We start from the raw sequence: 17,061 nt of genomic DNA on the forward strand, positions 1-17,061 counted from the left end.
TCACGCACGACGCCGCCTCTCCGCAGGATCAGAGCGTCGAGGCGCTGGTATCGCTGCCGGAGCGGGTCGGCGCGCTCCCGGCCCGGGTGCGGCAGTGGCTGGCCGACCACGACCGGGCTGTGACCCGGAGAGTGGCTGAGCAGTTCCTGGCAGCCAGTCCCGATGTGCGCGGTTACCTGCGGGACGAGGGCCTCCGTCTCGAGGATCTGCCGATCGGCGGGCCCACCGGCAACCTGACGCTCGCCGGGCTGGTCCGTACCGTTCTGGCCCGGCTCGCCGACGACCAGGCGAACAGCGGCACCGGGCCGACCGGTGCCCGTCTTCTCGGGCAGCCGGCTCGGGCCGTCGTCAGGGTGTCCGGCCAAGTGCCTGTCCAGACCGATCTGGCCGCGCCGGAGAGCCTGCCCTCGCCGGAGCACATGTTCGATGTCCTGCGGGGCAAGGTGGCGCTGCGTCCGTGGCTGCCGGCCCTGGTCCACCTGGCGGAGCAATTCGCGTTCGAGAACGGGGTCCTGCCCCCCGAGGGACTGCGTGAGTTCCCGGGTGCTGAGCTCATCCGCCTCGTGCGTCTGGAACTGAATGCGCGCAGGGCCGGTTTGGGGACGAACACCGAAGGCATGACGGAGGTGCAGCGAGGTCAGTGGTTCTGGACCGTCAACGTCGGGTTGATCCGGTCTGCCCTCGTCTCCGGGGGGAACGCCCGCCGGGCACCGGCCGTCCTGAAGGTCCGGGGGTACCTGACCGGAGACCAGTCGCTGGACGGCACTCAGCGGTACACCCTGGCCCGGCTCTACCAGGTCCTCGCCCGGGTGCGGAGCCGGTCCCAGCTGGTGGAGTCGACGTCCGTTCTCTTCGATCTCGATCAGACGGACCAGGAGGAAAGGCTCCTGGGCGAGGTGGCGCTGGAGCTGGAAGCCAGGCACGCCGAAGAGAGCCTGGTCGCGCACCTGGTGCAGTGGCACATCCGGGACGGCCGGCCAACCCCACGGCCCGAGCAGAAGGACATCGAACCCCTCCACGTCCTGAACACGTCCCTGGACCCTGACTTTCCTCTCGAGCACGTGGCCAGTGATGATGTCGACCTGAGAAAGGCCGTCCGGAGGGAACTGCACCTCCTCGGAACGGGTCTGGAGAATCCTGGGGTCCAGGTGCTCGAGCTCTTCGCCGACGCCTTGTCCGAAACGGCCGTGCGGTCGTCGCTGCGACCGGTCACGGCGCCGTACGGGTTCGCGGCGAACGTGTATGACGTCGCGGAGGGCACGGTTCTGCTGATCAGGCCGCAGGTCGTGCTGGTTCGCGGTGACAGCGACGTCACCGAGCAGGACGAGCGGGCACTGACCGATCGGGTGGCCCGGCTGATCACGAGTGCCTGGGACTCGACGGCCAGGGTCGTGACCGAGGGCCGGACGGTTTTTGTCCGGGTCCTTCCGCAGATCGGGATTCGGCAAGGGGTCATTCCGGACGCCGTTCTCGTTGTGCAGCACGATGCGCAGGACGTCCGGCCGATCGATCCCGACCTGCAAGAAGCACTGAGTGCGCTGCCTGCGGCCGTCCTGCTCGAGCCGCTGTCGGTCGGGGCTGGTGACGAGGAGATCCTCAACGCCTTCCGGCCCGTCCTCGGTCTGCCCGACTGGGGGGCCCCGGGCCGGTCCGCTCGTTCGGTGGACGACGACGTTCGTCAGCTCGCTCGTCTGGTGCTGGACCAGATGAGCGTCGACGACGCCTCCGGGCGCTGGCGGCCGGGGCGGGAGGCCGACTGGTACGGGCTGCAGGACGAGGATCTGGAGGCTCTGCGGTACAACATGCTGGGCAGGCTGTGGGACGAGAGCGTCGCTCTCGGCCTGGACGGCCTGCTCCCCGAACCCGTCGAGGACGGCTGGGGCGGCGGGCAGCCGTTGTGGCAGGCGCTGGCGCCCGACCGGATCCGCGCGATGGTGGCCGAAGCCGCCGAGACCGGTGACGAGCGCGTCGAAGAGGTCGTGCGGCTGCGGGCCGAAGACGATCCGGGCGACTTCGTCCTGGTGAACGTGGCTGTCCAGATGATCCAGGGTCTGCGGCCGGGCATCGTCGTCGCCGCCGGGCACCGCAGGGACGAGACACGACCCGACCCTCAGGAACTGCCCGAGCGCCTCTTCGAGGTGAACCTGGCCGATCCGCCGCCCCGCCCCTCGACCGTCGAGCGTTACCGTGCCGCTCTGCTCGACCTGCGCGCGCACGCCGCCCGGATGACCGGGGCGGACGGCCTGCCGGTGACGTTGCCGGAGGACGACAACATCCTCGAAGAGATCATCGACGAAGTGAGGCTGTCGAGACCACGGGCGACGACCTTCACTCAGTTGATCACCTACATCCAGGACGAGATCGCTGAGAACGGGCCCGGACTCGGGACGCAAGATGCCACGGTTCACATCGACGGCGGCGAGTCCGCGAACACTTCGGACGCCGGGGACCAAGAGGAACCTGGTGGCGGCGTTCTGGCCGATGTCGTCGGCTGGACACCGAATTACGACAACTATGACTTCACCCAGGAGGACGTGGACACGTTCGCCGGGATGCTGCAGGAGGACGCAGGGCAGCTGAGCGAGGACGACGAGGACTCCAGCGAATCGGTGTCCGGTTCGGACGACTCCTCCGACACCGGCGAGCCGCTGTCACGGCTGAGCCTGAGCGGTGGAGGGCTCCCGGGGGGCGCGACGGCCCCCGGGATCGTGACGATGCTGCGCGACTCCGGTCTGCCCGGGATCGAGATGGAGTCCGCCAGAACGCTTCTCGAACAGGTTTACGAGGCGTTCACCGTCGCGGCGCGGGGTGCGGGCTCGTCGCGCGGGCTGATCGCCGAGCCGCTGCTCTCGTTGCCGCGCCGGGCCGGGGCCGTCCCGGCGCGCGCCCGGCAGTGGCTGATCGATCACGACCGGGCGCTGACCGCGCGCCTGGCTGAGCAGTTCCTGGCCGATCATCCCGATGTTCGTGAGGCACTGGAGAGCCAGGGCACCGATCTGCTGCGAGATCTGTGGATCGCGGGCCCGACCGGGGACATCACGTTCGGGACGCTGGTCGGCATCGTGCTGGTGCACCTCGTAGATTCCCCGGAGAACGCCGAAGCAGACGCCCCGGCCCGGGGTAAGGGTAAGGAGCGGCTCCAGCCGGACCCGGAGACGAGCTACGCCAACCTGACTTTCGAGGTCCCCCCGGGCCAGGACGTCCCGGCGGGCACCGTTGTGAACGTCTCCGGCCGGGTTGCGCTCCGGGCGACCGGGACGGGGCGCGCGGCCCAGACCTCCGTGCTGGAGGTGGTAGCCGTTCTGGACGGCGACCGGCCACTGACCGCCCGGATGCGACCGGTCCTCGTGCACGTGGTGGAGAGTCTGGCGTTCGACGCCGGGCTTCTTCCGCCGTCCGATCTGCGCGAGTTCCCCGACCAGTACCTGAGGATCTACACCGATCGCCGGGTGGTCGACGAGATCAACCGACGCGCAGCACCATCCGGTTCGCTCTCCGAAACCGAATTCGTCGAACTGCAGCGGGAAGTGCTGAACGACGTCCTTCAGGCACCCGGGTCCGGCTTGCAGGCACCGAAGCCGGCTGAGGTGCTCGGCTACCTGCTGGCCGGTGAGGATCTGACCCTCCAGCAGCGCGACACGCTGCTGCGGCTGGCTCGAGCCCTGGGCCGGGCACAGACGCTGGTCCAGCTGCGGGAGCGACGTGAGGTGAACCGGGCCCTGGCCGTTCTGGCGGCTGTCTCGGACGACATTTTCGAGGCGTGGGTCGTGCCGGAACTGGTCCGGCGGTTCGTGCAGTCCGACATGCTGCCGGAATTGACCACGGTGCAGGTTCTTTCCCGATTCCTGGACACCGATCTCACGGAGAGCGAATGGTCCGGACTGGACTCCGGGGCGATCCGTAGTCTGGTCCGTGACGGGTTGCGCCTGGTGGAACTGGAACTGCGGTCGGACACCGGTGCCTCGGATCAGGCAGGGAGCGCACGCCGGCAGTTCGACCTGCTGGCGAAAATTCTTGCCGACCTGGCCTTCCGCTCGGCCGCGGTTCCGGTGACGGCGCATCACAGCTTCTCGGCGCGGGTGGTGCCGGTGGGGCCGGACGCGGACGTGATGGTGGTCCGTCCGCGCGTCTGGCTGATACCCGGAGACCTGGGCGTGACGCCTTCCGGGGCGATGGAGACGGCGGAACGGATGCGGGAGATGCTGGTGTCTTCCTGGGCCGCCACCGGTGGGGACGTCCTGGAGGGGCGCCGCCGGTTCGTCCGGGTCGACCCCGTGATCAGCCCCGAGCAGAAGGACCACCGGCCTGACCTGGTGATCTCTCTGCTGTCCGGTGCCGAGCGCGTTCACTGGTCGGAGGATGCTGACTTCTCCGGTGCGGCACATCCCGAGTTCTTCCAGGCGGCCAATGACTACGTGATGGCCATGCGTGATCACGTCTCGATCGAGGATGGTCCTCTGGTCGAAGAGGTCCGGATGTCAGCCGGCGACAGGGAACTACGGGAGTTTCTGCGTCTGGCGATGGGCCTGCCCTCCCGGCAGGTCGTGGGGCACATGTCTCCCTCCCCGGACGGCGACGTGCGGCAGGTGGTCCAGCGGGTACTGGACCAGGCACGCGAATCCTCTGCCGCCCCGCGCGGGAAGGGAAACGTGGAGTTCGAGTGGTACCGACTGCACGATGAATATCTGGAGGAAGCCCGGAACGCCGTCCTGAACGAGCTGTTCCAGCGGCTCATGGAGCTGGAACACGATGATCTTCTACCGGAGAGGGGCACGGCCGGGCCGTTCGCCTGGCCGGCCGACCATTCGCTGATGCGGGCGCTGGCCCCCGAGCAGATCCGGGCCACGCTGGCGGCGCTGGGCCTTCTCGGAGTGGACCTCCACCCGAAGACCGTGACGCTGGAACCGGCCGACGGCGACCGGAATCGCGCTGTGCAGGTCAGCCTGATCATCGGCACAAGCCCTCGGATCGATGTCGTCCTGGGAAACACCGGCGATCAGACGCTCCCGTGGCAGAACCGGAGCTTCGATCGATGGTTCCAGGTAGACCTGCCTGACCCGAGGCCTCGTCCCTCGGCTCGGCAAGAGCTCCAGGCGGCCCTTTCCGACCTCCGGGCACAGATCGAGTGGACAGCGGACAGGAGCGGCCGCCCGGGCCTCGTGCCGGCCGAGGACGCAGATCTGACGGCCCTGGCCCGCTCGGTGCATGATCCGGTCCGCACGCTCGGGGAGATCGCCCGGCATGTGCTGGACGAGTCGTCCGGCGACTTCCCACCGCGCGCTGAGGAGATGAATCTTCGGGGTGGTGGCGATTCCGACATCGACATGAATTTCTCGGACGAGGATTTCTTCGAGGCGGAGGAGATTTTCGGAGAGCGGGTCGCCGCAAGGCTGTCCGACGACGGCGACACCGACATGCTCGATGCAGAGGCCGACGAGACCGAGCCGCAAAGCTTCGGGGAACGTGTCGCTCAACGGCATGGATTTTTCGACCCGCACGATCAGGTGGCCCGTTTCCTCGACACTCTCTTCAAGAAGATGGCCGACTGGGCCTGGAAGTTGCCCGACGTCTTCCTTTCCGAAGACGTGGTATTTCCCGACGTGTCCGAGGTGCATGCTCTGGCCTCGTCCGAACTGCCTCCGGCAGCTGCCTCCTTCCTGGAGCTGACGGCCGGTGAGCTCAGCCGAGACCTGCACGCCGAGCTCCTGAACCAGAACCCGTTCCTGGAGGAAGTTCTGGGAACCAACGACATCGAGCTGCTCACGTATCCGTTCCCCGCCACCGTGACGCAGTCGTGGTCCGCGGGGCATCTCCTGCGAACGGTGCTGACCGGCCCGATGAGGGGTCTGCGGTCCGGAGCAACGTCGAGTGATACCACGGCAGGCGAGCTGCCGCACAAGCCCGTGCAGTCGAAGGACGACTACCGTGACGCGGAGGAGGCGGTTCTGCGGGCCGAGGCTGACCAGGTAGCAGCAAAGGCCGGTGTCAGGCGACTTGTCAGATCTGCGGGCAACATCAACATTGCTAAGGAATTCGTCTCGGTGGGCCCGTCCTGGGCCGGGGAGAATGTGACCGTCACCATCTACCCACCGCCGAGCTGGGACAGTCGCTATCCCCTGCGCGTCCACCAGGGCCCGACGCATCCCGACCGGTTCAGGTGGGGGCCGTTCCAGGAGGATCAGGTCGCCCGGCTGGCTGCCGGAATCGGAGCCGCCTTGACACGGGCGGCCTTGGACGCGCTGACAGAGCTGAACGCGACGGCCGAACAGATGATCACCGAGGCTCTTGACCACCAGCAGGCTCCGCAGCAAACGTTCGGCGCGACGACACGGAAGGATTCCCGGCTCCAGATCTGGAAAAACTTCGTGAGGCTGGGAGGTCCGGAATGGTCGCGGGTGAGCGTGGAGGCCGACGTGTTTCCCGCCATCCCCGGGACGACCGTGCATCCGGTCCGCGTCACTCGCCGCGACGAGAACGGGACTCCGCACCATGCCTTTGTCGTTGCCGACGCGAGCGTCGATAATCTGCGGGGGCGTGTGGGGGCGGTCGGGAACAGGCAGGATTTCGCGGAGGCCGAGGCAGCGTTCCTCGCAGCCGACCGGAGCACTCAGCAACCGCTGGTCGATGGTCCCCGCACGCTCAACAGCACGGGATCCATCACCGTCCAGGCTTCGGTACAGGTGGAACCGGCGTGGGGCAGCCAGCAGGTACACATCACGCTGTACGCGAATCCCGCCGGGGGGAATCGGCACCCGCTCCGAGCGGTACTTCGCGACGGATCGGGGGATCCGCAGTACCGCTGGCTCACCCTGACCGACGACCAGGTCGCCGCTCTGAGGAACCCTGGGCGCCGTAGTGTGCATGCACAGGCTGAGGAGGCCGTTCGGGCTGCGCGGGTGAAGGGTGGCCCCCTCTTAGCCTTTGATGACACGGTCGCCGACCGGGGAGCCGTGAAGATCGCCGGCAAACGCGCGTCCGTGGGGAAGAGGTGGGCCGGAAAGCAGGTAAGAGTAGAAGTTTTCGACACCGAACCCGAAGCCGAGAAATACCCTTTCGCCGTCATCGACCCGAAAACCGGCTACGAGGATCACCATTTCGTCACGTTCGGTCCGAGGCAGATCTGGAATCTGCGCGCCGCGATCATGGAGAGCCAACGATCCGGCGAGTCTGCCGCACCGGTCCCCGGAAGTGCTCGCGGCGGTAGCCGCATTCCTGGGATCAGCTCCTTGGTAAGCCGTTCAGATCTCCCGGGAACGGACATGGCGCAGGCCTGGCAGGTTCTGGGAGAGGTGTACGACGCCTTCTCGGCCGCCGCGGCCGGGGTCGGCTCTTCGGAGGGCATCGACGGAGCGCGGCTGAGCGCGCTGCCGGACCACCTGGGACCGGTTCTGCCGACGGTGGGCGAGTGGCTGGCCGAGCACGCCGGGGAACTGACGCAACGACTCGGGGATGATTTCCTGGCCGGTCGACCGGACCTGCCGGCCCTGCTGGGCGAGGATGATCTCCTGGACCTGCCGGCGCGGATCCCCGGTAGCCAGGACACACTCTCCCTGCGTGCCCTCATGACCTCGATGCTCCAGAGGTGGGAGACCGTCCCGGCGCCGGTGGAGCCGCACGAAAACCTTGATGGGCACATCGAGCAGGTCCTCGGCGGTCCCCACGACGTCACCGGAACGCAGTCACAGCCCGGCCGGATGACGCCCGACGACCTGTCGTACGTGCATGTGACCGTCAACGCGGAGCTGCTGCGGACCGGCATCCGGGCCAAGCATCGGCTGCCCTCCCGCGATCGGGTCGAGGAGATCGCGACCGAGTTGCTGACGCGGGGCCCGGGCAGCGCGGGCCGCAACCGGCAGGACCTGGCCTGGCACGTCTTCCAGGTTTACGCCCGTGACGACCTGCACCTGCAGGCGGCCGAGCTGCCGGGTGGCGCCCCGGCCGCAGGCCCGGAAGACGCCGACAGCCACTTGCGGGAGCTGGCGGCAGAGGCCCGGGAGCTGGGTATCGACGTGGACGGGATGTTCAAGCGCGCCCGTGACGGCGGGTGGCTGAACGCCCTGCGGGACGAAGTCTCCGCCGAGATCGAGGAAGCGCGAGCGCTGCGAGCCGGATCGTCTCAGGGAGTCCCGAGCGTCCCGGCCGTGACCGGGACGGGCTCGCTGACCGCCCGGGTGACCCGCCCCGCGCCTCAGGCGGCCCTGCAGGACTGGCGTGTCCTCCAGATCGCGACCCCGCCCTCGAGAACCGGCCGTGGTTCGGAAGAACCCTCTCTGGAAGAGCTTTCCGACCATCTGCCGGCAGCCCTGCGGGAGTATTCGGCCTCGGGGAACCAGTTCTGGCTGGCGCATCCGATCGACCTGCGGCTCGCCGCGGATCTGGCCGGCAAGCTCCCGGTGGATCTGGTGTACGCACTGAGGTTCTCGCTGCCCGCCGGTTCCCCGGGCACTCTCTACCGCACCGTCAGCCGGCAGGTCGGGGACTTCGTCAACGTCGTTCGTGACGGTCAGGTTCTCCCCGAGGGCAACGAGCCGTGGTGGGTGGGAGCGCCGCCGGCCCCCGTGGCACTGGATTGGGGCGGGCAGCCGGTGGACGCCCACCGGCTGATGATCCTTGACACGATCGAACACGGACTGCGGCAGACCGGTTTCCCGGTGTTGTCCAGCGAGGGCTACCACGCCTTCCGGGCCACCGGTGAGGTGCCGGACCGCCGGGCGCTGACCGACATGATGAACGGTGGCCGCGTCGAGTTCGACCGCGACGTGCAGCACCAGGCCCTGATGCAGCTCCGGACCTGGGTGCTGCGTAACCTGACCCCTGAGGTGAGTTTCCAGCTCTCGTCCCGGGTCGGCGCGAACTACACCGATGTCGTGACGATCCGGGTCGTGCCTTTCCAGCGGTTCGGCCGCGACTATTCACAGGTCGAGATCACCGTCGAGTCCCGTCCGCACCGGACCGGCCGGGACTCCCGGACGGTGACCTGGAAGAGACCGGTTCATGCGGAGATTGCGCGACTGGTGAGGCTTTCCGGCCTCGATCAGCTCGCCGCGGCCCAGGCGGCCGGCATCAGCGCCGACGTCGTCGCCGCACGCGTCCGGGACATGCGGCGCAACGGTGAGCCCCTGGCCGGCGGGGAGGACGCCATCGCCGTCCTCATGCTGGAGCGGACCGGTCCGACGCCTGGCCAGTTGCTCGGCAACGATCTGATGGTCCGGGCCTACGACGCCGGCATCGACGTGGTGGCGGAACTTCGGCGGGCCGTGTCAGAGGATCGGGTGGGAACTTTCAGGGAATGGATCGAAGCGCAGGCAGAGGGCCGGCAGCGGACACCGGCCGTGCCCGTGGTGCAGAGCGTGCCGGACATCGTCGTCACCTCGCCGACTCCGGTCGACGAGGCCGCCCCGACCGCCGGTCCCGCAGCTGAGCCGGGCGAGATGAGCCTGCAGGAGCTCCAGCGGGCGATGGGCGCCGACCGGGTGTTCTCGGCCGCCGAGCTGCGGGAGCAGTCAGGGCCGTCCGGGACGGGAACGGACACGCCGTCCCGGTTCGACGTTCCCGCTCTGGAGAACTGGCTGAGGCCGTTCGCGGCGATGGACGACGACGTCGCGCGCAACCATGCCATTGCCTCGGCGATGAGAGGGCAGGACACCTCCGGCCGCCAGAACGCGCCGACACTGGCGGACATCGTCAGGGTGCTGGGGGCTGACGGATTCGCCGCGTTGCCGCCCGCGGGCGCGGTCGACGCCCTGTCCCGGCTGATGATGCACCTGGGCGACAGTTCCATGGCCTGGCTCGCCCACCGGGGACCGGACGGAACCCGGATGACGTTGCTGTTCGGGCACGCCGATCGGCCGCCCCTGTGGTGGGACCGGACCGGTGGGGCGGGCGAGCAGCTGCGTCCTCTGGCCGACATGCCTCCCGCCCTGTGGGGAACGATGGTTCTGGTGATGACGCCGGACGGATTCGTTCTGTCGTCCGCCGACGTCGGGCGTGGGCTGGAGGGAAGCCTGGACGCCGTCCCCACGGCTGCGGTGCCCGCCCCGGTGACCACTCCCGGCCGCATCGAAGTCAGCGATGTCGAACTCTCCCGACAGCACTGGATTTTCGATTCCTACCGGGCGCGAGCTCTGGTCGCCGACGGGGCGACGCACCGGTTCGCCAGTTTCCGGATGCTGGTCGACCACGTCCGGGACACGCACTACAGCGGTCACCTCCCCGGCCCGCACCATCAGGACATCCACGTCCGGTTCGCCAAGAACCGTACTCACCTGCTCGGCGTGAGTTCCCAGTCCGTTCCCGGTCACCAGTTCCTGGAGGCGGTCGCCGCCGGGGGATCGTTCCCGATGTTCCTCGACGGTGACATCCCGAACGACGACCTGAGCCGCAGCCCGGCCCTGAGAAGGGTTCTGGAGGATCAGCTGGCACCGCGGTTCCGGGACTACCGGATCACCACGGGCCAGGACGGGCAGGACTGGGCCGTTCACGGCGGCGAGTCGATCCTCCCGCGGCTGGCCCAGGCCATGGACCGTTTGCGGGCGTCCCTGGAATCAGCCTCTGCAACGAACCTCGCGAGCCTCTGGGGTGATTTCGACCGGGAGGTCATGGCCTACCTCCGGCTGGCCCGGGCCCATGCCGAGGACGTGTTCGCCCAGGTTGCCGACCGGTCCCCGATCGAGGTCAGCCCGGCCCAGGGATCCCTCGCCCGGGCCTGGGAAGACCTTGAGGTGGCGCTGGTTCCGTTCTTCGACCGGGTGAACAGTTCTCAGCGCGACGGGCTGAGCGTGGTGCTGTGGGCGTGGCGCGAGAACCATCCCGACACCTGGAACGATCTGCTGACGCGTTTCCTGAGCAGCCTGATCGGGGAGATCGGGTCCCGCGCGGCCACCGACCCGGCCCTGACGGCCGGGGAACGGGCCGAGCTGGCCGAAACGCCCAGACTGTCTGACCGTCTCGCCCAGTGGCGCGAGTTCTCCCGGGCGGCGGCGGTCCGCCGGGCCGTGCAGAACGGCGTGCCCTTCGTCTTCATGGCGGCCGATCACGCCCGGACGGTCCGGACCCTCGTGCCGCAGGCCCGGTTCCGTGACGTGAGTTCCGAGGTCGACCGCTGGTTCACCGGAACCGACGTCGACGGCCGGTCCCGGATGTTCGAGGACGAGGACGAGGCCCGCGCCTACCACCTGGGGCTCACCGACCACATCGGACTGCTCGTCGACGGACCGCACGCCGGCACCCGTGTGCGATTCTCCCCGGTGGGTCTCAACCTCCTGGCCGAACAGGCCGGATCGCCCTCGGCCGGATCTGTTGTCCGGGCCGTGTCGCGCCAGGCCCGGGACAACGGGAGGAACGAGCTCCCGAGCGTCGTCCATCAGCAGATCCCCGCGGAGGACCTGAGCGCGCTACCGAACACGCGCCAGGCTGTCGAGGAGATCGATGCCGGGCTCTACGCCCTCCTGGGACTGCCGGCCGGCGTGTCGCACCACTCCTCCGGTCTGGGTTCCCTGACGGCCCGGATCGGCCTGGCCGCGGATCAGGTGCTCGACCGGCTGAGCGATGTGAGCACCCTGACGAGTAACACCTACCGCGACCTCGTCCTGGGTCGCTGGTACGCGCAGGACACCGGGGTCGCGACCGTAACGCCGCTCCTGAACGACCTTCTCAGCGTCGCCTGGCTGGGGGAGTACCGCAGTGTCGGTGCTGCGCTGGACCATCTTCGCCTCGCGCGGGGTGCAGCCTTCGTCGAGAGCAACGTGTTGCCGGCACTCCGGGGTTTCGCCGCAGACCTCGGCCGGGCGATGCGCGACCAGATCGCCAGTGACGACCGGCTGAGTGCCGAGGACCGGATGCGCCTGGCGAATGTCCCCGACTCGCAGTTCTTCCGGGAATGGGGCGATCGGGTCCTGGACGAAGGGCTGCATCGGGCCGCGGATCGTGGTGTGCGGTACGCCGGTGTCGGCGGTGACCAGGTGCCGCACCTGCGCCGGCGGGGAACGGCCGACCGGCCGGACATCCGGATCTTCGATTCCCGGCCGGCCTCGTCCGTCCGGGAATTCGAGGCCGATCCGGTGGGCCGCTTCCCGGAGAGCTTCTCCCGGGAGCAGAAGGCCGCCCTGCTGCAGGCCCTGCAAGAAGCGGCCGAGCGCCTTGACCAGTTGCCGCAGGATCGACGAGAGCTTGTGCAGCAGCAGGCGCGGCACCTCACGACGCAGTACTCCCGCCGGCCGCGGACAGCACTGGAGTCGTCCGAAGGCGCCGCCCCGGCCGGCGACTACCAGCGTCGCCTGCTCGACATCGCCGATCTGGTGGCCGCCGAGCTGATCGAAGAAGGCGCTGAGGCAGCCGATGAAGCCGCCCGGGTCTGGGCGCAGAGGTACGGCAATCCACGACCGGATGGTCTCGGGGGCACGGGCCCGAAGCGCGGCGCGGTGGCCGGGCCCAGCAACGCTGTGGTTGTCGGAAAATTGTCCGGGGCGGATGATCAGCTTGCAGCCGAGCAGGCGGTCAATGCGGCGATCCAGGCCGGGACGCCGCCAGTCAAAGTTGTCCAGCGGGTGCTGCAGGGCACCGGGAAGGTGCATCTCTCCCCGCTGAACCCCACGGTGGACAAAGATTGGGCACATGCGCAGGTAACCGTCTCCATCTATCCCGTTCCCGCGGGGAACCAGAAGCAACGCTATCCGTTCCGGGCTAGCAGAGACATGCCGGCAGACCCGGATCGCTTCCGATGGGCGAACCTCACCGCGGAGCAGGTGGCCAGGCTTTCGGAGACTGTCCCCGAGCGTAGAACAGGGGGCATGCCCCTACCGGATGACGAAACCGCCGCACGATTCATTCGTCAAGCATTTGTGAATGGGCGGCCCTCAGACATTTCCCTCAGCCGTATCGTTGATTTCGAGCAAAGGGTGAAACTGGGCATCGAGCGCCGTCTGATAATAGGCGACCCTGCATGGGTGTTCGCGCGCGTGCGTATTGAGCTCTATCGCGGTTTTTCAAGCGATGGCATGTACCGGATCTTCCTGGCCTGGTCGAAAAATGATGAAGAGGAGGTTCATGACTACCGCTCGATCATCCTCACCGAAGATGATCTCTCCGTCATCAAGGACGAAGAGAAATCCGGGCGAATCAGGTTCAGTAAAGAGGAACTGGAAAGTGAGAACGAGGCCGCAAGGCTCGCATTCCGCACAGCGCAGGATCAGTCGCGTCTGCTGTTAGGCCGTGACAAGGGAAAGGTCGGTGTCGGGGGAAAGGTATCGGTTCTGGGTCACCAACCGTCCCTGGGAGTCGATTGGGCGGCAAAAGATGTCGAGGTAACGGTTTTCCGTGATCCTTGGGGCGGTTTCAGGGATCCACTGCAAGCCGTAGATCTTTCCGGGAAGGACGAACCGCGTTACCGCTGGCGGAAGCGCTCGCCGCGCGAGATCAGCGACCGCGCCCGGGCTACGGTGCTGAACCTGAGGGAGCAACAGGTACGGCCCCGCGCTTCTTTCGCGCGCCTCGTCGATGCCAACGGCAAGATCAGCATCGGGACGCATTCGCCTCAAGTGAACGAGGCGTGGGCCAGTTCGACGGTCAGGTTCGACGTCTACAAGGCCCTACCTAACGGCCGGGTCCACCCCTTCGCGGCCGTTCACGCGAGCGGCGAGGCATTCGGTTTCATCGAGCTCACCCCGGGTGAGTGGGAAGGCTGGGTAGCTGCGTCCGCGGGCGCGTCCAACGCAGAGTTCCGGGGGATCCGGGGTCTCGACGGGTGGCCGGACGGTTACGGGTGGCCCGCGGGCTACGTCTTGTCGCCGGCACAGCGGGCAGCCCTGAGCACGGCGGGTCTGGTACCGAGGCCGGTTCACGGGCCGGGGGCAGGGCTCTATGCGGCAGCGACGCTGGCCATGGCGGACGTGCCGATGCTGCCGCCCGGAAGCGGAGATCTCGATGTTGTCGAACGAGATCTGATGCAGCGTACGGCTTATCACATCCATTCTCGTGCGATGAATTTCGCAGAACTTGCCGGTGGGACCGAGGCTGCCACGGCGGCAGCGGAGAGCATCGCCAACGACGGGTCGTATGACATCACGGGACCCGGAGGCGACTGGGCCGTCATCGCGCTGGCCGGGGCCCTGGGTATCGATCTTGCCTATGTGCTGCCGGACGGTGTCCGGCGGGTGGTCAAGAATTCTCTTTCCGAGTTCGACGACGGGAACCCGCTGTTCACACTGATCAAGGTTGCCCATCTGGAGCCTCTGGTGAACAGGCCGCAGTGGTTCGCGACCGTGAAGGCGCCTTCTGATGTCAAGGATGCGCCGGGAGCCAGCGTGCCGGCCCCGGCCGGTGCTGAGCTCGGTGACCGGGCAGATGGCTTCGTCGAGGGAGGAGTGCAGGCCGCTACGGGGGTGGTCGTCAACACGGTTTCCGAGTTCGGGGGCCCGGCGCAGATCCCTTCGACGCTAAGAGTTTTTGAGCCTGATCCGGTGGCGCGTTTCCCGGAGCATTTCGCGCAGTACGACATCTCGGTTGTGGAGAATGCCCTGGCCGAGGCCAGGAATCTTCTGCTCAATGTGCCGGACGAGGCGCGGGACAACCTGCAGCAACAGGCGTGGATGCTGACGCTCGGCCATTCCCGTCGTCCCCGGATGGAGTTGCAAGGAATTGTGCCGTCCGATTCCGAAGCGGTTTCGTCGGAATATCTTCAGCGGCTGAAGGACATGTCTGAGCTGGTTGCCGCCCAACTGTGGAGCTACGGGGAGGCGGAAGCTGAGCACGCGGCCCGGTGGTGGGCAGACCACTACGGAAACCCGCGGCCCGAAGGACTTGGGGCAGGTGTCAGGACAGCATTGACGGCCGCCGTTGACTCCGAGCCGGAGGCCGGGTCCAGCAATCAGCCGGTCGTCGCTCGCCGGCAGAAGCCTTCCGTCAGGCAAGATCCGCTCCGGGCCGATGAGGAGGACGCGGCAGAGAGCATCCGGCAGGCTCTCGCAAAGGAACAGCCCTCGCAGGCAACGCTGACCGCAGTCTTAAGTAAAGAGGCGAGGGTGAGCCTGGCCGGTCAGGAAACATTTGTGGGGGGCCATGAGCTGGCCGGACAACGAGCTCGGATCGAGGTTTACCCGCCTTATCCAGCAACCTCACAGTCTTCCGCGGAAAAGCGCCAGTACCCATTCCTTCTGGCGTTCATGATGAAGAATGGTGAAGAGAGTCTTCATTTCTGGTCGATTCTCCTCACAAGTGAAGATTTTGCGTCCATGAAGTCGAGGGCGCCCATGCAAGCGGTCAGGGTGACGCCCGAGGAGAGGGCGGCTCAGTCTGTTAAAGCCGAGGAAGCTTTCCGCCAAGCGGAACAGAAAAATCAGCTCCGCACACTCGACGAATCGCCTCATGTCATCTACAAGGAAGGCTGGACGCAGGTTTGGAAAATGTCCATATTCGTGAAGCGAGAATGGGCAAGAGAGAAGGTTTTGATAACGGTCTACGACCACCCTGAGGGTGGTTTCTTGGACCCGTTCCGGGCTGTTCTCACACCACAAAAAACTGACAACGGGCAAGCTGCACAGGACCTCGCGGAGCAACCGGTGTTTGGCTGGGTGAAGCGCCCGGCCGTGGAGCTGAAGCAACGTGCTGCGGCTCTGATCAAGACTGCCAGGGCTGCCAAGGTGCCACCCCTGTCTTTCTTTCTGCGGACTGTCAATGACGAGGGCAAGATCAGTGTCGGCACGCGGTCTCCGCTGATCAATGCTGCTTTTGCTGGGCAGTTGGTCCAGTTTGATGTCTATCCGGCAACATCGGACAGTAACCATTATCCCTTCGTGGCGACTTCGCAGGATGGAACCGAGGAATTCGGTGCCGTCGAGCTGACACCGGGTGAGGTCGCCGATTGGATCGATGCGTCTGCCGGTGCCCTGGGAGCGGAATTCCGAGCGATCCCAGGCGTTTTTAACTATGCGCTGTCGGAAAACCAGAAAGCGACGCTGGTGACAGAACGCCTGCTGGCCGTGCCCATCCCGGAGGGGCCTGGACGGGGCTTGTACTCGGCGGTCATCCTGACGATGGGCCGTGCCGGAATGATGCTGCCTTTCGGCACGATGGATCGGCTGCAGGCCGAGCGCGATCTGATGAAGCAAACGTCGAACTACATCGTCTCCCGGGTAACGGATTTCGATCCCATGGAGACGGGTGAGGCTGCCGCCGCGGCCGAGCGGATAGGCCAGGGCGAGGACTCCGACACCAGTGGCCCGAATGATGACTGGGCCGTCATCGCGGTGGCCCAGATGCTGGACCTCGATCTGGCGTACCTGTCGCCGGATGGTTCGTGGGAGGTCATCCGGACCGGTCCCTTCGCCGTGGAGAGGCCGGAGCGTCGTCTCTCGCTCGTCAGGGTCGAGCACGAGAGCGATGAGGCTGCCCCCCATCGCTGGTTCGCGACGGTGACAGCGCCGGCTGGTGTGACCGACGTGAAGGGGAAGGCGGTCGCGACCGCCCTTGAGGGAGCCGAGCCCGGTGGCGGGATCCTCGCCGTTCCCCGATTCTCGGCCCCGGACTTCAGTAACAGAAGTGCGGAGCGGGCCGTCGAGGCCGCAGAGGCCGCGAGGGTGGCTCCACTTCGCGTTTTCCTCCGAAAGCTTCGCGCTGAGGGAGACATAAACCTTCAGCCCCATGTCGTAGGGCTGGGCGCGGACTGGTCACTCGGGTGGGTGGCAGCCAGGATCTATCCGGGTCCTGAAGTGCCGGGGACCGCCAGAGTACCCTTCCCGTTCCGGGCCCACCTGCTTCCTGTGAACGGGCAGCCGGAGGAACAGGATCGATTCAGATGGCTTCACATCACCGAAGACCAGTTGATGGCCCTTGCGGCTCACACCGGTCCTCCGGCGGATGCGACGGTTATGAGTCTCTTCGAACTCGAGAATGAGTTCACCCTGCCGGACGATCGCGACGCGGTGACGGTGATCCGGCAGGCCCTCTGGCAGCGGCAACCCTCGCGGCTCACGCTCAGTCTGCTCATCGGGCCGGAATCGAAGATGAACATCGGTGACGGACTGTACGTCGGTGGCCGCGATTGGGCAGGAACGCGCGTCAGGGTCG

General features: G+C 67.0%; 1 protein-coding gene (only partly in view). It reads left to right on the forward strand.

Annotation, left to right across the window (positions count from 1 at the left end; all coding sequences use genetic code 11):
• Positions 1-131 precede the first annotated feature (131 nt).
• Positions 132-17,061 carry the 5' portion of a hypothetical protein gene (locus KIH74_RS04400; protein WP_214154456.1) on the forward strand. The gene runs 25,769 nt beyond the window's last position, so only the first 16,930 of its 42,699 coding nucleotides appear in the window; its start codon is at positions 132-134; its stop codon lies beyond the right edge, outside the window.

Source organism: Kineosporia corallincola (assembly GCF_018499875.1).
In the GTDB taxonomy this organism is placed as follows: Bacteria; Actinomycetota; Actinomycetes; order Actinomycetales; family Kineosporiaceae; genus Kineosporia; species Kineosporia corallincola.